This window comes from Endozoicomonas sp. NE40, assembly GCF_040549045.1.
GTDB classification, from domain to species: Bacteria; Pseudomonadota; Gammaproteobacteria; order Pseudomonadales; family Endozoicomonadaceae; genus Endozoicomonas_A; species Endozoicomonas_A lisbonensis.
Genome location: NZ_JBEWTB010000002.1, coordinates 4264061 through 4283063 on the forward strand (window position 1 = coordinate 4264061; position 19003 = coordinate 4283063).

Consider the following 19003-nt stretch of genomic DNA (forward strand, 5'->3'; position numbering starts at 1 on the left):
GACATAGGTCTGAGGTCAACGGGATGATGGTTTGTGTTCTGCCAGAAATTCCGGAATGCGTTGCTCCAGCCAGTAGTTCAGATGGTTTGGACGTCCGCCTATAAACCCCACATGGCCGCCCCGGTGGGTCAGTTCCAGTTGCGTGCTGTTGGACAGCTCTTCCGGCTTTGGCACGCTGTCGGGTGTCATAAAAGGATCGTCGCTGGAGTGGATAATCAGGGTCGGGCTGGCAATGCCTTCCAGATAAAAGCGGCTGCTGGCTTTGCGATAGTAATCGTTACCACTCCGGAAACCATGCAGGGCGGCGGTGACGTAATGGTCAAAGGCTTCAAAGGTTTTCAGGTAGCCATAAGAGGTTAACTGTTGCAGCTCCCTTGCCCGGTCATTCCAGCCCTGCTGCCGGAAAAACAGCAGTTTGTCGTGCATCTGCTGGTGCATGTTGTTGAGGAAGCGATTGCGGTACATGCGACTGGCACCCTGATTCATCTGCCGGGCGCAGTGATCCAGACGAAAGGGGACTGATACCGCCACCGCAGCAGACAGTAAGCTGCTGCGGCCTTCTTCTCCCTGGTATTTCAGCAGAACATTGCCACCCAGTGAATAGCCCACAGCCATCAGCTGTTTATACGGATGCTGTTGTTTAAGGTGTTTCAGTACTCCTCTGAGTTCCTGACTGTCCCCAGAATGATAACCACGAGGCAGGAGGTTAGGCTCCCCGCTGCATCCTCTGAAATTGATACAGACCGATTGTATTCCCTGTTGGTTAAGGCGGGTTTGCAGCCCTGTGATGTATTTGGACTCGGAACTGCCGGTTAAACCGTGCAGTAATACGATCAGGCGGTCAGACTGTTCAGGTCCGTACCAGTCGAGATGAATAAAATCATCGTCGTCTGTCGTGAACCGCTCCCGCCGGCGCTTAAGCGACTGGGGTTTGCGAAACAGTGGCGTCCATATCGTTTGCAGGTGTGGGCTTTTCAGGCCGGGGCAGGGGGAAAATGGAAGCATAGGCGGTAAGTCCAGAGATCTGTCGTGTACTCAGGCACTGAGTCGAAAGAGTACTCGTATTCGCTGAGGATAGTGTTTTTTATGGGGATTTGAAATGGGTTCAGTCACTTTTGGAACTTTAGTTCACCATAGCTACAGTGTGGCAGGTTGAGCGCCAAGGGATTTTAGTTTTGCTGTCATGTCTGTGTCGTTTTCAGCCTGAGCCCTGGATAAGCGTTCGTTCAGCTCACAAAGTCGCGGTTTAGCACCAATATACTTTTTCCATTTTTTGGCGGACTTTAAATCTTTGTTCTCAATGGCTGCCCAGAAACCGATATCCCTCTCTTTTGTGGAAAGTTCGACATTTATTTTCTTCCCCAGCTTTTTCCACTTTTTGGCAGACAGGAAATTGCCTGCTGTTGCAGCTCTGCTGAAACCGGATCTAATGCAGTCGGGGGAAGGCTTGAATCCTAATACAAAGAATGCTTCTACAAATTCCGGGGCATTTTGATCGACAGCCTGTTTATAGCTACTTTCAAGAAGAGCTGGGTTAGCAGTGAAAAAGTCTGCCCACAGGTTGGCCTCTTTCTTTAGAGTGGTGTTGTCGTTAATGGTGTGACCCAGGTTGAATCTACGACAAAGTGGCATCAGGTGCTTATTTTCAGGGCTGGCACCCTGATCAAGCCAGTATTGAGCATCAGAAGTAAAGCTCATGGTAGAGTTGTCCGAAACGGCTTTAGCGAAAAAATAGTTGCAGTGGTTGACGTCCGGTTTGCCTCCAAGTGTCATCAGCAGTCTGACGATGTTTCTGTCATAAAAGCCTCCTGTGGGGTGATTAAGCAACGTGTTTATCGTTTCAGTGGGTAGTTCTACCCCAAGCTTTATCCACTCATTAGCAAGGAGATCGTCACCTTTTTTAATAGCGCGCATGAAGAAGGCGTTTATGTCATTGGTAGTTGCTTCTGGTCCTTTTTGAAGCAGCCTTAAACACAATTGATCCTGACCTTTTTTTGCGGCCTGTTGGATTAGGTCCCTGAATTCGTCCTTGTTCAGTTTGGCACCAAACTCTATCAGGGTTGAAACGGTCTTGTAATCATTTCTTTGTGCAGCCTCTTTAACCAGTATGTTGAGTTTTTCTGCATTTGGCTCAGCTCCAAGTGATTTCCACATTTTTGCATCGGAAAAACATCCTGCCGCAACTGCATTTCTGAAACCGGTATTGCAGTGTTCAGTAACTGGTTCAATGCCCATTCCCTTTAGGTATAGAGTAGCCGTTGAATGATTATTATCAGCAAATCCTCTGAAGACATCGTTCCAGTCCTCAGCGGTTGGTTTGGCGCCCCAACTCAATAGCCGGCGAACCATCTGCATACTCTGGCATTTTGCTGCCTCTATGCAGTAAGAGTTCAGCTCCTCAGGGGGGAGCTTGGCATTCAGGTCTTTCAGTGTTTCAAGCCAGCACTTGTCATTGTTGTTTTTAATGGCCTCTCTAAAGTGGTGATTGATTTTGTCTGCACTGAGGCTGCCACCTTGGTAAATCAGATATTTGAGCAAATCCAACTGGTTTTCATCTGAGGCTTTTTCAGCTAATGCGCTAAGCTCCTCAGATTCAAGCGTTGCTCCTATTTCGAATAACTCCATGACGTTATTCAGGCGATTCTCTTTGATCGACCAGCGGAGTAGTTCGCTGAGTTCCTCATCAGTGATGGTTGCTCCTACCTTAAGCCAGTAGCGGCTGTGACCGGTGTCGAAGTAGGTTTCAAATCTCATTCGCAGGCAGGTATTTTGAATGGCTGGAACCCATGGGGAGTCTTTGTGCTGTTTCAGTATTTGCTCTTTATCGGGCTTACCCGGTATGTAAGGGGGGTTTCGAACCAGGGCGGACTCCAGTAAAAGGCGGTCTTCCTCAGAAACAGGGTTGTTGTATTGGCAGGTCGGACAGGTTGGGCTTAATCCTCTGTAACCCAGGCACTTACTGAAATGTTTTATCAGGCAATTTTTATGGAACGGATGGTTGCACAGTGTTCTGATAACGTCCGCTTTGCAGACGGATCGTTTCAGTCTGCTTTCAGTGACGTCTGTTTCATGGCACAGGGAGCAGCCTTCCTGTTTGAAGGTTGTAAACTGGTCGTCGGTCATTCCGGCACTGCTTTTTACAGGCAATAAAGGTGCAGGTGATAAAGGGGGTGTTCCATTCATTGTTCCAGACTCTCCTGTGTCTTGCTCAAAGGCGGATGCTTTGATGTATGAGACAGTCAGCAGGTTTGTTGGTTCCGTTGGTGCGGAATTCTGATTGTGCTGATCAATATTGTTGATATCTGGCAAATAATGTGGGTCGTGTCTGGCGTAGAATGATTCCCCCATAGTATGTCAGGGACTGCCCGGCAAAAGGATGAAGCGCGATTATGAGTGACTATCAGCTGTCTCTGGTGTTCTTCACCATTTTTTGTCAGTGGGGCGTTGGCAGTGTGCTGGGAGTTACCCTCTATTGCAGTTTGCCGGAAGCTGAAGACCGGCCGTTGAATACGAAAGCGGTGGCTGCCCTTATCTGGCTGATCTGCCTGGTTGGTTCGCTCTGCTTACTCAGCCAGCTGGATAATCCTGCAATGGCTTATCGTGCTCTGTTCAGTGCTGGAGGTTCCTGGCTGAGCCGGGAGGTAACTGCATCCGTTATTCTTAATGGTTGTACAACGCTCTGGATGGTGTCTTATTATGCCGATGGTAAAAAGGGTGTGCAGCAGTTGCTGGGTGGATTCACCAGTGTGCTGGGCCTGATTGCTATTCTGGTTTCAGCCCAGGTTTATTTTCAGGCGGAGTTGCATCCGGAATGGAATACCCTGCTGACGCATCTGACGTTTCTGAGCACCGCGCTGACCCTGGGAATGGCGACAGTTATCGTTTTTATAAGGGCTTATGGTCATGAGGTTCCTTTGACAATACGTTATCTGCAGGGTTTTAGCGTTATCGTAACGCTTGTTGTCATGACACTTTTTGTCCGTCATCTGGACTACTCGGCTACCCATAATCTTCTGACGGCTTATCAGCTGCTTGGCAGTGTGTTGGCGGGGGGGCTGCTGTTTGTGATGGTTCGGAATTCAGGCCGCTACAGACCTGAGTGGATGCTGGTTACTGCACTGGTGATGGTCAGTGGTGAAATTGCCGGGCGCTTGTCGTTTTATAGCTCAATGACAGCCGGGGCTCCGTGGTAGATGCAAGAACAAGGCGAGCCCCGGGCTTGCCTCTTATACCAATTCATGTTTAGAAGGTGGAATTGGTATTATTGCAGGGGTGGTGTTACGGGCCACAACTCATCAAATTCAGGCTCAGCTTTCATAGCGCTTGCCTGAAGGGCGATTGCCATCTCTCCGGGCTGGAACATACCGCTTTGCCAGGTGGCCATATACTTGAGTCCATCAGCGATTGAATGATCTCTGGCAAAGTTCATCATTTCTTTGCTGCCAGAAACGGCCAGTGGGGAATTGCTGGCAATTTGTCGTGCAATCTCCATAACCTGTTGGATCATGCAGGCTTTGTCTTTATAAACAGCATTTATCAGGCCGCTGCGTAATGCCTCTGCTGCCCCGAGCTTACGCCCTGTATAAGCCATTTCTCTTGCCAGCCCTTCGGGCATGACTTTAGGCAGGCGTTGCAGAACCCCAAGGTCTGCTGTCATACCCAGTCGTGTTTCTTTAACTGAGAACCAGGCGTCTTCTGTTGCATAGCGACAGTCTGCTGCGCTGATCAGGTTAATGCCGCCACCAATACAGCCGCCATGCACTGCGGTCAGGACAGGTATCCGGATGGTTTCCAGAATGGTAAAGCAGTCCTGTAGTTGCATCACCATGCGTCTGAAATTTTCTTTGCGTCGACCTTCTTCGCCTGAAACCAGTGAGGCGGGAGGATTCATAAAAACTTCCAGGTCCATGCCTGCGCAGAACATGGGGCCTGTGCCTGAGATCACAATCACCCGGGCACAGGCCTCAGAGTCGATGTTGCGTAACACGTCCGGAAATTCGCGCCAGAAATCAATATTCATCGCATTGCGCCTGTCCGGGCGGTTCAGCTCTATCGATGCGATACCGGCTTCAATGGTGACGAGTAGGCTTTTGTGGGGCATTTCATTTTCCCGCTTCTTCTTGTTTTTCTGCCACCAACAATAAGAAGTCGTGGATACGCTGTCAACGATCTGCGGTTGATAACAGGCTGTTATCAAAATCATTACAACAATTAATTTTAAATTGTCCCTGCTAATCCTTACACTTCGCTTTTTTCTTTATCGGAGATGATGATGGATCTGGAATTAGCAGGTAAGAAGGTGCTGGTAACCGGTTCAACAAGCGGAATTGGCAAGGCCATTGCCGGTGCTTACCTGAAGGAAGGTGCTGTCGTATATATCAATGGTCGTGATGCATCACGCTGTCAGAAAGTTGCAGAGGAACTGGCGGCAGAGTGCGGTGCTGAAGATCGTGTCAGGGTGGCTGCTGCCGATCTGTCGGATGGAGGGCAGACGATGGCACTGATTGAGCGCCTGAAGTCCGATGGCGGCGTTGATATCTTGATCAACAATACCGGGATCTTCGAAGTAAAGGCCTTTGAGGCGATCAGTGATGAAGAGTGGATGCACTACTTCAATGTTAATATTATGAGTGCTGTACGCCTGTCTCGTGCCATTCTGCCAGATATGCTGGAACGCGGTTTTGGTCGTATTGTTAATGTGTCGTCTGAGTGTGCGATCAAACCTCTGGGTCAGATGGTGCATTACTCTGTGACCAAAACAGCGATGCTGTCCCTTTCAAGGGCGTTGTCTGAACTGACAAAAGGCAAGGATGTGACAGTGAATTCTGTTCTGCCGGGACCAACCTGGACTGAAGGAGTTGAAAATTACTTTGACACGCTTGCAGAAAAGGAAGGTAAGTCCACAGAAGAGCTGATCAGCAACTACTTTGCTGACCATGAACCGACCTCTTTGTTGCAACGTTTTGTGTCTGTAGATGAGGTATCTGAAGCGACCGTTTATCTGACCAGTAATCGTGCCATGAACGGTCAGTCGCTCCGTGTAGAAGGCGGTATTGTACGGTCGATTTAATCTCTGTCTGACTTTTTTGCTGTTCAGGGCGTCAAAGGGAGGGGGCTGTGTTTTGATAGCCCGGGGTGTATTCTTCTACAGGTGTTCCATATTCGTGACGGCAGAATATGCAGTGAACCATGGGATAGATTCGACCCGTCCGGGCCAGTACATCAAGCACTTCTTTCAGGGAGGTCTCGGCAGGGGCACACGGTCCTGTCGTATATGCCAGCCCTCCTGCTACATGCCCAAGATCGTAATTGACCACGGTTTCTCCGGGCATAATAGCCTCCAGAGGCGGATATCTCCACTTCATATAAGGTGCAAGCTCTGTGCTGGTAGCTGTTCCATGTGGTGCATAAAAATACAGGGTGGCCCAGGGGGGCATTTTAAAGTGGTGCATCTTCATGACAGACCGGGTGATGCCCATAAAGCTATGCATGCTCCATACCCCACCGTGAGCCGCAATTAAAAGGTTTTGTGCTTTGCCGTCAAAAAGTTCCGAGCTGTATAATTTAAGCTTCCCTTCCAGTACAGCTATGTTCATCATGACCGGCCACTCTTTTTCTGGTGCTGATCATCGTTATAGTAGAACGGATTGGGTTTGGGAAATTGATGGGGTTTACGTATGCAATTGCCAGATGTAGCTTCAGGGCTGTTGACCAGATACGGTAAAGCCAGCTTTAAGTGGGTGTCATGGGTTTGATTTTGAGGTGAAAACGCAGAAGAGGATGTTGCAGGCGCACAAAAAAAAGCCTGAGGCTTTGTCGGCTCTTCAGGCTTTTATGTATGGTACCAGTGGTCGGACTCGAACCGACACGCCCGTAAAGGCAACGGATTTTGAATCCGTCATGTCTACCAATTCCATCACACTGGCAGAACGTTGTGGAGAGCTGTTGGCTGTCCCGTTCAGATGCTGCGTAGTATACAGAAATCCTTTAGGTTATCAAGAGGTTGCCTGTCTGGCTTTTAAGATGAACCCTGGCAGGGCTGATGGATTCAAGTGCGTCGCTATATGATCAGCCCTTATTTTTTTGGCCAGAGAGAAAGGAGTGTTACCGAACTGATCTTTAGCATTAACATCTGCGCCATTTTTACACAGATATTTAACCAGGTCACAGTTTTCCCCGTAGGGCAATAAGAGGAGTGTTATTTTCGTCTTTGCCGTTGATATCGGCTCCCTGTTCAATCAGATATTGAACCACGTCTAAATGCCCCCATCTGGCAGCTAACGATGTAATCAGGGAAAGGTCATGAAGGGATTTAATCTTACCAGTGTCTTTAAGGGCTGGATTCGCAGCCTCCCTTTCAACGAAGTCGCCCCATTGGAGTCTTCTTTCTTCGACCCGGATGTTCATATCCAATGAGTGGCATACTGGTTTTCCTTTTCATAAATATAAAACTGTGCGATGGGCTTGGCTGCGAAATGGGTCAATAGTTCCGAATGTCCAGTCCGGCGAGTTCAGGCTTTATTGACTGTAATCTGGTTATCCCGTCTTTAGTCTAGAATCATGTTCCTTATTCTCAGCTCTCATTTTATCCGGGAGGATCATGAAGAGTACACATCGTTGGTTTTATTGCATTTTCGTACTATTGATATTAATCAATGCCCCGGTACAGGCTGCAAACTGTACGATTTGTAGAGAGCCCATGAGACAGATTAATAACGATCTGGTCTGCATTGTGTGTAATCCGGAAGCTTTTGGTGCAGCAGCCAGTAGTGGCACGCCGCCTGGCTCCAGGGGGCCTTCTGAAAATTATGATGAAACTCAGGGTTGTTGCACAGTCGCAGGGTCTGGTAATCCCGCCATTCCAGCGCTCGGTAATATGGCGTTTGGGCAGTTAATTGGATTGTTTGGTCAGGAGCAGCAGATCTACTTCGCTGAACAGCTGTCCCTTGGAGTATCCGAAGAGGATATCCTGAAAGAAATGTTAATGGAGTTGAATGATGATGGCAGAGCATCTGCAGAGGCTTCGGTTAGTGGAAATCCTTCGGACAGTCCACCAGGGCTTGTCAGAAGTGAAGACAATTTTCCTGGTTTTGACGACTCTATTGATAATGAGCTGTTGGGCGATTTGATCAATCGAATCCAGACTGAATTTTCCGCATCAATAGTGGACCGTGCTGGAGCTGTTTGCAGATATAAAGGGTGGGATCTCATCCAGTCAGTACTTTCTAACAAAGTTGCAAAAGAGAAAGTCTCTAAAAGAGCGGTTAAAAGAGCAGGACAAAAAGCGGGTCGAAATGGCTCAGCCAGACTTTTTCATATGCATTCCCTGGTCGTCGGCGGAGGGGCTATGGATGCTGATATGGAAAATCATTTGTTGAGCACTGTTCGCTATGTAAATCGCGCATTTATTATTAGAGATGAAAAAGGTAACGTGATGATGTTTGGGTCATTGATTTCTGATCCTGAGAGAGAAAGAGTGCTGTTTTCGTTGGGTAACCTTCCCATAGAGATACAAGCCGGGAATGAGATGTCATTCTTGTTAAAAATAATCGCTGATTTAAACCAAAGTCCTTATATTTCAGCTCAGCTTGAGAAAATAGATTTCTACTACCTTTGTAATTCCGCAGATGGTCAGTCATCGTCTTCAAACCGATAAAACAGTGATAGAGGGGCAGAGTTTCGTGATCGAAAGGTATTTATCACGCCTGACACACCGCCTGCTTTGCAGTATCCTTCACGACCTTCCCAGTAACTTGTAGATAGAACACACGTTCATGCGCGTCAGTGATTTTGATTTTGATCTGCCTGATGAGCAGATCGCCCGTTTTCCCGCCGAGGAAAGAACCGGAAGCCGCCTGTTATGCCTCGACGGCAACTCGGGCGAGATTGCTCATCGTCAGTTTGCAGACATAGAAAGTTTTTTGAATCCCGGCGACCTGCTGGTGATGAACAATACCCGGGTAATTCCTGCCCGGCTGTTTGGCCGCAAGGAAACCGGTGGCAAGCTGGAAGTATTGATTGAGCGAGTACTGGAAGAGAAAAAGGTACTGGCCCATGTGCGTTCCAGCAAATCGCCCAAACCCGGCAGTCGCATCTGGCTGGCAGATGACAACATAACGGCAGAGGTGTCGGGACGTCAGGGTACACTCTTCCTGATCGACTTCGATCAGCCGGTTCTGCCGCAGTTGCAGGAGTTCGGGCATATGCCGCTGCCACCTTATATTGACCGTGAAGACGGTAGTGCTGACCGGCTGCGTTATCAGACCGTTTTTGCAGAAAAAGACGGTGCGGTAGCCGCGCCAACGGCAGGTTTGCACTTTGATGAAGCCCTGCTGGAACACCTTGAGCAGAAAGGCGTGAATAAGGCGTTTGTTACCCTGCATGTTGGCTCGGGTACCTTCCAGCCTGTTCGGGTGGATAATATTGCCGATCATGAGATGCACTCGGAGTATATCGAAGTACCTGAAGAGGTCTGTCAGGCCGTTCGTGAAACCCGCGCCCGGGGTAACAAAGTCGTGGCCGTGGGAACAACGTCTGTTCGCAGCCTGGAATCAGCTTCTGTATCCGGTGAAATACAGCCATTTACCGGCGATACCGACATCTTTATCTATCCGGGTTACCAGTTCCGCTCGGTGGATGCCATGATCACCAACTTTCATCTGCCGCAGTCCACACTGCTGATGCTGGTCAGTGCTTTCTCCGGGCAGGAAGCCATTCTTAACGCTTACAACGTAGCCGTAAAGGAAGGGTATCGCTTCTTTAGTTATGGTGATGCTATGTGGTTAACCAGAAAAGGTGGTTAACAAGAAAAGAAGGTTAACTCGTATGACCAGCCCTTGAAGTTCACAGGGTTTGTACCCATTAATCCCCCTATTGCCTGAATACAGCCGCTGCCTGAAGTGCTGCGGCTGAAACGAGAGAATCATGAAAAGAGAAGAATGTTTCATGCAGTTCGAGCGCCTTGCTACTGACGGCAAGGCTCGACGCGGTCGCCTGACGTTCCCGCGCGGAACCGTTGAAACCCCATGCTTTATGCCAGTGGGTACCTACGGCACAGTAAAAGGCATGATGCCGGATGACATCAAAAAGACGGGTGCCGAGATCATTCTGGGTAATACCTTCCACCTGATGTTGCGTCCTGGCACAGAGGTTATAAAAGAACACGGAGACCTGCATGACTTTAACCAGTGGGATGGCCCGATCCTGACCGATTCCGGTGGTTTTCAGGTATTCAGTCTGGGCAAGATGCGCAAAATTACCGAAGAGGGCGTGTCATTCCGTTCTCCGGTGGATGGTTCAAAAGTATTCCTGAGCCCTGAAATTTCCATGCAGGTACAAAAAGACCTGGGTTCTGACATCGTCATGATCTTTGACGAATGCACCGACGGTGAAGCGACCGAGAAGGAAGCGGAAGAATCCATGGAGCTGTCCCTGCGCTGGGCGGCTCGCTCCAGGGCAGCGCATGGTGACAGCCCTTCAGCACTGTTCGGTATTATTCAGGGCGGTATGTTTGAGCATCTGCGTGATCGTTCCATGAACGCGCTGGTGGATATTGGCTTTGACGGCTATGCCATTGGCGGCCTGTCCGTAGGTGAGAGCAAAGAAGACATGATGCGCATTCTGTCTCACACGGCTCACCAGATTCCGGAAGACTATCCACGTTACCTGATGGGCGTGGGTAAACCGGAGGATATTGTGGAAGCCGTACGCCGGGGCGTCGACATGTTTGACTGCGTGATGCCAACCCGTAATGCCCGTAATGGTCACCTGTTCACCGATACCGGTGTGATCAAAATTCGCAATGCCGTCCACAAGCGTGATACCTCTGTGCTGGAAGAAAACTGTGACTGCTACACTTGCCAGAATTTCAGTCGTGCTTACCTGCACCATCTCGATAAATGCGGAGAAATTCTGGGGTCAATGCTGAACACTATTCATAACCTGCGTTATTACCAGCGTGTAATGGCTGGATTGCGGGAGGCGATTGAACAAGGTAAATTGGACGCCTTTGTAAACGAATTTTACCAGAAGCGCGGCCAGCCGGTTCCTCCGCTGGATTGTTCCGCTGGATGAATAGCGCCTGTTGGTAGCTGTTTTTTTACCAAAGTGCTGTTGTTCTTATTGTGGGTTTGTTCCTGTAGAGGAGACAGCACGATTTATAACTTCCAAAAGCAAGGAGTAGTCAATGTTTCAATTTATCAGCCCGGCGTACGCTGACGGCGCGGTACCAGCAGGTCCAGGCATGATGGGGCAACTGATCATGCTGGGTGGCTTTGTGCTGATTTTCTGGTTGCTGATCTGGCGCCCACAGTCCAAGCGTGCCAAAGAACACAAGAACCTGATTGCCGGACTGAACAAGGGTGATGAAGTCGTTACCACCGGCGGTATTCTGGGTAAGGTGACCAACACTACTGAAGAGTTTGTCACTCTGCAGGTGGCAGACAATATGGAACTGAACTTTCAGAAAGCGTCTGTAGCGGCTACCCTGCCTAAGGGTACGATCAAGGCGATCAAATAATAGGCAGGCAGGCTGAAAGTCTGTGTGTTTATTATTACTGTGCCGGGAATGATGAATTCCCGGTTTTTTTGGAGAAATGGATAACGTCAGTAAACGCTGACAATTCATACTTAAAATATCAGGAACCGGTGAGCCATGCTCAATCGTTATCCCCTGTGGAAATACCTGCTCATAGCATTTGTTGTGGCGCTGGGGTTTGTATACTCCCTGCCCAACCTTTACCCCGATGATCCGGCGATTCAGATTTCCGGTGCCAGCTCTTCAACCGTGCTGGAACCTGCTGTGCTGGAGCAGGCTGAAAAGACCCTCAAAGATGCGGGTATTGCTGTTAAAGCCGCCGAAGGCGACGAGCGCACTCAAATGATCCGTCTGCAACAGGCAGACCAGCAGCAGCTGGCGAGAAGTCTGGTCAAGGATGCGCTGGGTGATGACTATGTTGTCGCTCTGAACCTCGCACCCACCACCCCGGACTGGCTGACAGCCATTGGTGCCTACCCGATGAAGCTGGGTCTGGACCTGTCTGGTGGTGTTCACTTCCTGCTGGAGGTCGACACTGACCGTGCAGTGAAGCAGCGACTGGATATTGCCAATAGCGAAATTCGTACCCAGCTGCGTCAGGAGCGTCTGCGTTATCGCACTATGCCTGAGCGTGCCGACGGAGCCCGTCAGCTGGCCTTTCTGGATGCGGATACCCGTAATACCGCCCAGCGTGTGATTGCCCGTGAAAACCCTGACCTTCAGGTCGAGACTGAAGATCAGGGCGAGCGTTATGTGGTGTCCTTTGGTTTCAGTGAACAGCGTGTCCGTGAACTGGAAGACGACGCTGTGCGTCAAAACCTGACTTCTATCCGTAACCGTGTAGACGAACTGGGTGTGTCTGAACCTCTGGTTCAGCGACAGGGTCGAAACAACATCGTGGTACAGCTGCCGGGTGTTCAGGATACGGCTGAAGCCAAGCGTATTCTGGGTCAGACCGCAAACCTGGAGTTCCGTCTGGAAGCCCTGCCCAATGCCGCGCGTACCAGTACGGAAGCGTTTCCGTTCCGCGATGAGCGTCGTCCTGATGCCCTGCTGGAGCGTGACATTATTATCACGGGTGACCGGGTTGCCAGCGCCCAGTCCAATTTCGATTCTGAAAGCGGTCAGCCACAGGTAAATATCAGCCTCGACAGCACTGGCGGCAAACGCATGAACGATGCGACCCGTAGCAATATTGGTCGTTCCATGGCGGTGCTGTTTATTGAGCAGAAGCCGGTTACCCGTATGGAAACCCGTGTGGTAGACGGCGAAACCGTACGTGTTGAAGTGCCTGGTTTCCGTGAAGAAAAGCACATTATCAGCCTGGCGACCATCCAGTCTGCACTGGGTAACCAGTTCCGTATTACCGGCCTGAACTCTGCGGGTGAAGCGTCTGAGCTGGCACTGCTGCTGCGAGCAGGCTCCCTGGCGGCACCTATGTACTTCGTTGAAGAGCGTACCGTAGGTCCTAGCCTGGGTGCAGAAAACATCAAGATGGGTGTTGACTCTACCCTGATGGGTCTGGGTCTGATCGTGATGTTCATGATCGTGGTGTATCGGGTGTTTGGCCTGCTGGCGAATATTGCCCTGACCATCAACCTGATGCTGTTGCTGGCGGTGATGAGCCTGTTTGGTGCCACCCTGACCATGCCGGGTATTGCCGGTATCGTGCTGACCCTGGGTATGGCGGTAGACGCCAACGTGCTGGTGTTCTCCCGTATTCGTGAAGAGATCAAGCTGGGTCGTCCGGTACAGCGAGCGATTCACGACGGTTACGATCGTGCCTTTATCTCAATTTTCGACGGTAACATCACCACGCTGCTGGTGGGTGTGATCCTGTTTGCGGTAGGTACCGGTCCGATTAAAGGTTTTGCCGTGACCCTGTCCATCGGTATCTTAACGTCCATGTTCACTGCGATTATGGTGACCCGTTCCCTGGTTAACCTGGTGTACGGTGGTCGTCGTGACCTGAAGAAACTGAACATCTGAGGTGACAGCGATGACTGATAAGACAGATGAAAAAATCATAAACTTTATGCGCCTGCGCTTTATCGCCACCTTACTCTCGGTGGTGCTGGTAGCAGGTTCTATTGTGTCGCTGGCGACCAAAGGCGTAAGCTGGGGCCTCGACTTTACCGGCGGTACCCTGATTGAGCTGGTGTATGACAAGCCGGTATCAACGGAAGAGATTCGTGAACAGCTGGTCTCTGCCAGTTATACAGATGCTGTCGTGCAGGAGTTTGGTTCCGCACAGGATATTCTGGTGCGTATGCCGGGTGAAGACCCGGGTTTGGCAAGAGTACTGTCTGACCTGCTGAACGAACAATATGAAGGCGACGTTGAGGTCAAACGCGTTGAATTCGTTGGTCCGCAGGTGGGTGAGCAGCTGCGTGAACAGGGTGGTCTGGGTATGTTGATGGCGTTGGGCATGGTGATGCTCTACATCGCCTTCCGCTTCCAGTTCAAGTTCTCTGTGGGCGCGGTTCTGGCACTGGCGCACGACTCCATTATTGCGATGGGTCTGTTCTCTGTGCTGGGTTTGCAGTTCGACCTGACAGTACTGGCGGCTATTCTGGCGCTGGTGGGTTATTCCCTGAACGATACCATCATCGTATACGACCGTGTACGTGAAAATTTCCGCAAGCGCCGTAAAGGCACACCTGAGGAAATTATCAACGTGTCCCTGACTCAGACTCTGGGTCGTACATTGGCGACCTCTGGTACCACCTTGATGGTACTGATGGCTCTGTTCCTGTTTGGTGGTGAAATGATTAATGGTTTTGCCACCATGCTGATTGCCGGTGTTCTGGTGGGTACTTATTCCTCCATCTACATTGCGTCTAACCTTTTGCTGTACATGAACATCAGTCGTGAAGATCTGGTGGTGCCAGTGAAGGAAGACGAGGTTGACGATCGTCCGTAATCAATACTGACTGATTGTTGGAAGCCGGGTTTTTGCCCGGCTTTTTTTCGTCCAGCTTTTTTGCTCAGCGAGGCGGGTAAGCCCGTCATGACAGGGCAGGGACTGTAGATCAGATCAGTGGTTTTGAGGCTTTACCAGGCCTTGTCCACAGGTGTACCGTATCAGGCGTTTCTGGACTTGAATTTCTTTTCAGGGAGGCGCTTAATCAACGTCTGCAGGGCGGGTGGAGTGCAGCGATACCCGACATAGCGAGAATAATAATTACTTGTTGGGTATCGCCACACTCCCCCAACCGATCACAGGAGTCTGCTGTGGACTTTTCATCTGTGCCTGAGTTTCCTTCCTGGCTTGTTCAGGTTGTGCTGGTCGTTTTGATAACAGCGATACTTGCTTCTGTATCCCGAAGAATGCTGAAAAAGCTGGCAGGTAAAGCCCGGTCAGTCCACTCGGTCTGGCCCGGTATATTGCTGGAGGCCGGGCGTAAACCTCTGGTCGCGCTGATCTGGCTCGTCGGGGCAGGCTGGACAGTGGATGTTATCTGGCAGAGTACCGGTATTGCCATGCTGGCAAAGTTTGATGGTATTCGGGATATGCTGGTTATCGGGCTGTTTGGCTGGGTACTGGTGAGGCTGGTTCGCGAAGTGGAGAAACAGTATCTGGCCGGAGTTCTGGGTGGTCACGATAATGATCCGACCTCGGTCATTGCCGTTGGCCGCCTGTTGCGGGTGACAGCCGTTATTATCAGCGGCCTGATGCTGATGCAAACCCTGGGTTACAGTATTTCCGGCATTCTTGCTTTTGGCGGTGTAGGTGGTATAGCCATTGGTTTTGCGGCCAGGGATATGCTGGCCAACCTGTTTGGCGGCATGATGATTTATCTGGATAAACCCTTTGGAGTTGGCGACTGGGTTCGTTCACCGGATAAGAATATAGAAGGTACTGTGCAGTATATTGGCTGGCGTCAAACCCGGATTCTGACCTTTGATAAGCGACCTCTCTATGTGCCAAATGCCACTTTTATGAATATTTCTGTGGAAAACCCTTCCCGAATGGAAAACCGGCGCATAAAGGAAACCATAGGTTTAAGATATCAGGATGCCCGCCTGCTTGCTCCGCTGCTTGCAGAGATTCGCAGCTATCTAAAGGAACATAGCGAGATCGACCAGAGCAAAATTATCATGGTGAATTTCAATCAGTTTGGTGCATCCAGTCTGGATTGTTTCATCTATTGTTTTACCCGCACCACTGACTGGGCTGAGTTCCATATGATTAAGGAGCGGGTATTGCTGGATATTATGGCAATTATCCATCATCAAGGGGGCGATATAGCCTTTCCGACACGTACACTGGATTTACCGGAATCGTTATCTCCTGAGCTAATTGCCCGGACTGAACAGGCGAAAGATGCAAATCCTGCCTGAATAGAATTTTCAGGTTAAAGATCAACAGTAATTCAGTGGGGCAGGAGTGAATCAGTTGTTTTTTATCGTTCACTCCATGCAACCTGTTGGCTTAAATCTATCGGGAAAACTTGTTCAACAAACGTAAAGTTAGGAAACCAAAAAATAATGGCTACTTTATTATGATGTAAATTAATCGGAACAGTACAGTGAACTACAAAGTTAGCACTTTATTACTAATTTTTTCTCTACTGTTCCCTGACTGTTTGTTTGCAACGATAGATGTTACATGGTTGTTCAGCAGAAACGGCAAAACAGAGAAAATAATTATTACTCAATATAGTGGAATCGATAAAACATTCAGGTACTACCTGCCGGGATCCTCCCGGAGCAGGTCAGATCATGTTGCGCCGGAAACACTTGCAGGCTCTGAGAAGGAACCAGACCTGTTAAGGTATATGATGCAGTACTTGCCAAGGGAGAGCTTGTTTATGGCAGGTTCAAACCGCTTTAGTACACCGGTTTTTGATTATGGCTCTGTCAGCTTTCGTCTGCCGTTATTCCCTATAGGTTTGCTGCCCGGATTTTCTTTCAGCTACAGGCCACTAAGGGTTGAGGGAGTTGGAAGTTTGCATAATACAGTGTTGGTTCATTTGAGAGCGGTTAGAGAGCCAACAGTCAAACTTTCAGATAGTGAAAGAAAAGAAATCAGGCTGAAATCCAGTGCATCCGGAGCCACTGAATTGAGATCAGTCGCATCGGATTCAAATGAGCTGGAGTTAATGTCATCAGTGACTGCTCCAAGGGTGGTAAGGGATCAAACTGTACCTGAATCAGATATACCAGAATCAGTCTGTACCGTTGTTATCAGTTATCTGCATGGTAGATATCAGATATTTCTTATCAAGGGTTTTATTAATTCTGCGCAGATACAGGATATTATTCATTTGGCTGTGCGTGGCCGGGCTTCTTTAGAACACACTTACTATCATACGACGCTTGATGAGGATCATTTCCACACATTGTTAGGGCTTGATATTAGCGATTTGTGGGTGGATGAGCCTGATGGAGATATTGAATCAGGGGGCTGTGGGTGTTCGTGCTCTGGTTCTGAAGAGGCTAAGGAGTAGCGTTCTTTTGTTAATCTGCTGATAGTGATCACTGGCTGCAGAGCAGTTCTGCAACCAGTGACAGGCAATTGGATTAGCGTCCCATGCCTTCCGCTACAAACGGACGAATCCGCTTCAGCATCTCTTTGAACAACTTCGGGTTGCCGCAGACAATCTGGTTTTTCTCCAGGAAGTCGTGACCGCCCATGAAATCACTGCACAGGCCGCCTGCTTCCTGAATGATCAGGGAACCTGCTGCCATATCGTAGTTCTTCAGACCAAATTCCCAGAAAGCGTCCAGTTTGCCGGAAGCAACGTAGGCCAGATCCAGAGAGGCGGCACCGCAGCGACGGATGCCGGCAGTGTCACCCAGCATGGCACGCATCATGTTCAGGTAGCCGTCCAGGTAGTTCAGGTTGTTGCCGGAGAATGGAATGCCGGTACCGATCAGGGCGCCTTCCATGGAGCGACGATCACTGACACGGATACGCTTGCTATTCAGCATGGCACCCTGGCCACGACTGGCGCAGTAGGTTTCATCCTTGATCGGATCGATAATAACGGCGTGTTCAATACGACCACGGTACTGACAGGCAATAGAGATGGCGAACTGGGGAATGCCACGGATAAAGTTGGTGGTGCCGTCCAGAGGATCAATAATCCAGAGGTAATCCTTGCCTTCGCCCTTGCCTTCCGTATGACCGGATTCTTCACCGAAGAAACCATGGTCAGGGTAAGCTTTACGCAGGGAGGAGATGATCATCTCTTCAGAGGCGCGATCCACCTGGGTCACAAAGTCATTGCGATCCTTGGCTTCTACCTTGAGGTTCTCAAGATCGCGGTAAGCGTGAACAATAATTTCGGCAGCAGCGCGAGCGGCGCGCAGAGCCATATTTACCATGGGTTGCATAGGCTGGATTACATCTGAAATTTGAAAGATCGAATATGAATATCGGAAGAAGTTGCCATGGGTTAACCCTCGGTGCCTTCGAACCAGTGGTTGACTGACCCTGATTTCATATCACTTGCGCGAACATGCCCGGAAAAAGGGTTTAGAAAATCGTTACGCGAAAAAGTGCGCGGATTATAAAGAAGAATGTACCTGTAATACAAACCTATTGTTCATTATTTGTGGGGTTTTCCGGTAAACTGCACGATTTGGCTGCAAAAGCTGTCTGTAGAATGGACAGTCTGAAGCTATTCCTTCTTCAGTTAACACAGAGATAATTTGTGGTGAACGACTCCGCTGCGAAAGAGCCGGTAATCAATGGCTCGCTGGCTCTCGATAATATTTCCATTGTCCTGATTAATACCACCCATCCCGGCAATATTGGCGCGGCTGCCCGGGCCATGAAGGCGATGGGGCTTAGCCGTCTGGTCCTGGTCGGCCCGGCCGATTTTCCTTCTGGTCATGCTACAGCGCTGGCGTCCGGGGCGGACGATATTCTTGCCAGTGCCAGGGTGGTTGACACGCTGGATGAGGCGCTGGCTGGTTGTCAGTTTGTGGTGGGTACCAGCGCCCGGGTGCGTGGCGTATCGCTGGAGCTGGTTGAGCCAAAGGCTTGTGCCAACCAGATTCTGGATGAAGCCGAGCAGGCTCAGGTGGCGCTGGTCTTTGGGCGGGAAGACCGGGGGATGACCAATGAGGAGTTGAGGCGTTGCCATCTGCAGGTTCATATTCCGACCAATCCTGACTTCAGTTCATTGAACCTTGGTGCGGCGGTTCAGGTGATGGCCTATGAGCTGCGTATGACTCAGCTGGCACGTCTGGGTGGTGTCGAACTGCCTAAAACCAAGCAGATGGAACACGCTTCGCAGGAGGATATGGAGCGTTTTTATCAGCACCTATATGAAACACTCGTACAAATAGGCTTTCTTGAACACAGCAGTCATGAGAAGATTATGGCGAAATTAAGACGTATGTACGGACGGATTCGTCCGGATCGGGTAGAGCTGAGTATTCTGCGTGGCATTCTGTCCGAAACCGGTAAATTTGCGAAGGACTCTTCAGAACCCTCTAAAGAGACTTTATAGA

The 19003-nt window shown here is 49.8% G+C and carries 18 protein-coding genes and 1 tRNA gene; 11 read left to right on the forward strand and 8 right to left on the reverse strand.

The annotated features are described in order from the left end of the window. Positions 1-15 precede the first annotated feature (15 nt). Together V5J35_RS20370 and V5J35_RS20375 are read right to left on the reverse strand one after the other, a co-directional pair. Positions 16-1005 carry a hydrolase gene (locus V5J35_RS20370; RefSeq protein ID WP_354008896.1) on the reverse strand — a complete coding sequence of 330 codons (990 nt, stop codon included), beginning with the start codon at positions 1003-1005 and terminating at the stop codon, positions 16-18. Positions 1006-1137: 132 nt separating this feature from the next. Further along, the gene (locus V5J35_RS20375; protein WP_354008897.1) at positions 1138-3183 is read right to left on the reverse strand and encodes an RING-H2 finger protein; all 2046 of its coding nucleotides are present in this window, start codon (positions 3181-3183) and stop codon (positions 1138-1140) included. 206 nt (positions 3184-3389) lie between these two features. On the opposite strand from V5J35_RS20375, the gene V5J35_RS20380 reads away from it, so the two are divergent. Further along, positions 3390-4193 carry a dimethyl sulfoxide reductase anchor subunit family protein gene (locus V5J35_RS20380; protein ID WP_354008898.1) on the forward strand — a complete coding sequence of 268 codons (804 nt, stop codon included), beginning with the start codon at positions 3390-3392 and terminating at the stop codon, positions 4191-4193. A 68-nt stretch (positions 4194-4261) separates the two neighbouring features. On the opposite strand, the gene V5J35_RS20385 is transcribed toward V5J35_RS20380, so the two are convergent. Beyond that, positions 4262-5101, reverse strand: coding sequence for a crotonase/enoyl-CoA hydratase family protein (locus V5J35_RS20385; RefSeq protein ID WP_354008899.1), 840 nt, complete (start codon positions 5099-5101; stop codon positions 4262-4264). Between the two features lie 171 nt (positions 5102-5272). Here V5J35_RS20385 and V5J35_RS20390 point away from each other — a divergent pair, with 171 nt between their 5' ends. Next, complete coding sequence (locus V5J35_RS20390; RefSeq protein WP_354008900.1) at positions 5273-6070, forward strand: SDR family NAD(P)-dependent oxidoreductase; 798 nt, start codon at positions 5273-5275, stop codon at positions 6068-6070. Between the two features lie 31 nt (positions 6071-6101). Here the strand turns inward: V5J35_RS20390 and V5J35_RS20395 are convergent, their stop codons facing one another. The 4 genes from V5J35_RS20395 to V5J35_RS20410 form a co-directional block, all read right to left on the reverse strand. Further along, positions 6102-6599 carry a putative adhesin gene (locus tag V5J35_RS20395; RefSeq protein WP_354008901.1) on the reverse strand — a complete coding sequence of 166 codons (498 nt, stop codon included), beginning with the start codon at positions 6597-6599 and terminating at the stop codon, positions 6102-6104. 240 nt (positions 6600-6839) lie between these two features. After that, positions 6840-6926: transfer RNA gene (locus tag V5J35_RS20400), tRNA-Leu, on the reverse strand. 69 nt (positions 6927-6995) lie between these two features. Further along, the gene (locus V5J35_RS20405) at positions 6996-7238 is read right to left on the reverse strand and encodes a hypothetical protein (RefSeq protein WP_354008902.1); all 243 of its coding nucleotides are present in this window, start codon (positions 7236-7238) and stop codon (positions 6996-6998) included. Then, positions 7165-7407 (reverse strand): ankyrin repeat domain-containing protein, encoded by a 243-nt coding sequence (locus tag V5J35_RS20410; RefSeq protein WP_354011329.1) that lies wholly within the window; start codon positions 7405-7407, stop codon positions 7165-7167. The genes V5J35_RS20405 and V5J35_RS20410 overlap by 74 nt, the downstream gene beginning before the upstream one ends. A 292-nt stretch (positions 7408-7699) precedes the next feature. Here V5J35_RS20410 and V5J35_RS20415 point away from each other — a divergent pair, with 292 nt between their 5' ends. The 8 genes from V5J35_RS20415 (at position 7700) to V5J35_RS20450 (ending at position 16989) form a co-directional block, all read left to right on the forward strand. After that, positions 7700-8656 (forward strand): hypothetical protein, encoded by a 957-nt coding sequence (locus V5J35_RS20415; protein ID WP_354008903.1) that lies wholly within the window; start codon positions 7700-7702, stop codon positions 8654-8656. Between the two features lie 118 nt (positions 8657-8774). Continuing rightward, positions 8775-9803: a tRNA preQ1(34) S-adenosylmethionine ribosyltransferase-isomerase QueA gene (gene queA / locus V5J35_RS20420; RefSeq protein ID WP_354008904.1), complete on the forward strand. Its 1029-nt coding sequence runs from the start codon at positions 8775-8777 to the stop codon at positions 9801-9803. Positions 9804-9945: 142 nt separating this feature from the next. Further along, on the forward strand, positions 9946-11073 hold the full coding sequence (gene tgt, locus V5J35_RS20425) for a tRNA guanosine(34) transglycosylase Tgt (RefSeq protein WP_354011330.1): 1128 nt from the start codon (positions 9946-9948) through the stop codon (positions 11071-11073). A gap of 112 nt (positions 11074-11185) precedes the next feature. After that, on the forward strand, positions 11186-11518 hold the full coding sequence (yajC, locus tag V5J35_RS20430) for a preprotein translocase subunit YajC (RefSeq protein WP_354008905.1): 333 nt from the start codon (positions 11186-11188) through the stop codon (positions 11516-11518). A 135-nt stretch (positions 11519-11653) separates the two neighbouring features. Continuing rightward, positions 11654-13525 (forward strand): protein translocase subunit SecD, encoded by a 1872-nt coding sequence (gene secD / locus V5J35_RS20435; protein WP_354008906.1) that lies wholly within the window; start codon positions 11654-11656, stop codon positions 13523-13525. 10 nt (positions 13526-13535) lie between these two features. Then, entirely contained in the window at positions 13536-14459 is a 924-nt protein-coding gene (gene secF, locus V5J35_RS20440; protein WP_354008907.1) for a protein translocase subunit SecF, read from the forward strand. Between the two features lie 311 nt (positions 14460-14770). Beyond that, on the forward strand, positions 14771-15880 hold the full coding sequence (locus V5J35_RS20445) for a mechanosensitive ion channel family protein (protein ID WP_354008908.1): 1110 nt from the start codon (positions 14771-14773) through the stop codon (positions 15878-15880). Positions 15881-16068: 188 nt separating this feature from the next. Continuing rightward, entirely contained in the window at positions 16069-16989 is a 921-nt protein-coding gene (locus V5J35_RS20450) for a hypothetical protein (protein ID WP_354008909.1), read from the forward strand. Between the two features lie 73 nt (positions 16990-17062). On the opposite strand, the gene V5J35_RS20455 is transcribed toward V5J35_RS20450, so the two are convergent. Further along, complete coding sequence (locus V5J35_RS20455; RefSeq protein WP_354008910.1) at positions 17063-17878, reverse strand: inositol monophosphatase family protein; 816 nt, start codon at positions 17876-17878, stop codon at positions 17063-17065. Positions 17879-18201: 323 nt separating this feature from the next. On the opposite strand from V5J35_RS20455, the gene trmJ reads away from it, so the two are divergent. Then, positions 18202-19002: a tRNA (cytosine(32)/uridine(32)-2'-O)-methyltransferase TrmJ gene (trmJ, locus tag V5J35_RS20460; protein ID WP_354008911.1), complete on the forward strand. Its 801-nt coding sequence runs from the start codon at positions 18202-18204 to the stop codon at positions 19000-19002. Position 19003 lies beyond the last annotated feature (1 nt).

What these genes read in the sequence shown, in the direction of transcription:
- V5J35_RS20370 (WP_354008896.1), bottom strand. Translation starts at nt 1,005, where the DNA reads ATGCTTCCATTTTCCCCCTGCCCCGGCCTGAAAAGCCCACACCTGCAA.
- V5J35_RS20410 (WP_354011329.1), bottom strand. Translation starts at nt 7,407, where the DNA reads ATGAACATCCGGGTCGAAGAAAGAAGACTCCAATGGGGCGACTTCGTT.
- secD (WP_354008906.1), top strand. Translation starts at nt 11,654, where the DNA reads ATGCTCAATCGTTATCCCCTGTGGAAATACCTGCTCATAGCATTTGTT.
- secF (WP_354008907.1), top strand. Translation starts at nt 13,536, where the DNA reads ATGACTGATAAGACAGATGAAAAAATCATAAACTTTATGCGCCTGCGC.
- V5J35_RS20395 (WP_354008901.1), bottom strand. Translation starts at nt 6,599, where the DNA reads ATGATGAACATAGCTGTACTGGAAGGGAAGCTTAAATTATACAGCTCG.
- V5J35_RS20380 (WP_354008898.1), top strand. Translation starts at nt 3,390, where the DNA reads ATGAGTGACTATCAGCTGTCTCTGGTGTTCTTCACCATTTTTTGTCAG.
- V5J35_RS20415 (WP_354008903.1), top strand. Translation starts at nt 7,700, where the DNA reads ATGAGACAGATTAATAACGATCTGGTCTGCATTGTGTGTAATCCGGAA.
- yajC (WP_354008905.1), top strand. Translation starts at nt 11,186, where the DNA reads ATGTTTCAATTTATCAGCCCGGCGTACGCTGACGGCGCGGTACCAGCA.
- V5J35_RS20455 (WP_354008910.1), bottom strand. Translation starts at nt 17,878, where the DNA reads ATGCAACCCATGGTAAATATGGCTCTGCGCGCCGCTCGCGCTGCTGCC.
- V5J35_RS20375 (WP_354008897.1), bottom strand. Translation starts at nt 3,183, where the DNA reads ATGAATGGAACACCCCCTTTATCACCTGCACCTTTATTGCCTGTAAAA.
- V5J35_RS20385 (WP_354008899.1), bottom strand. Translation starts at nt 5,101, where the DNA reads ATGCCCCACAAAAGCCTACTCGTCACCATTGAAGCCGGTATCGCATCG.
- V5J35_RS20390 (WP_354008900.1), top strand. Translation starts at nt 5,273, where the DNA reads ATGGATCTGGAATTAGCAGGTAAGAAGGTGCTGGTAACCGGTTCAACA.
- tgt (WP_354011330.1), top strand. Translation starts at nt 9,946, where the DNA reads ATGCAGTTCGAGCGCCTTGCTACTGACGGCAAGGCTCGACGCGGTCGC.
- queA (WP_354008904.1), top strand. Translation starts at nt 8,775, where the DNA reads ATGCGCGTCAGTGATTTTGATTTTGATCTGCCTGATGAGCAGATCGCC.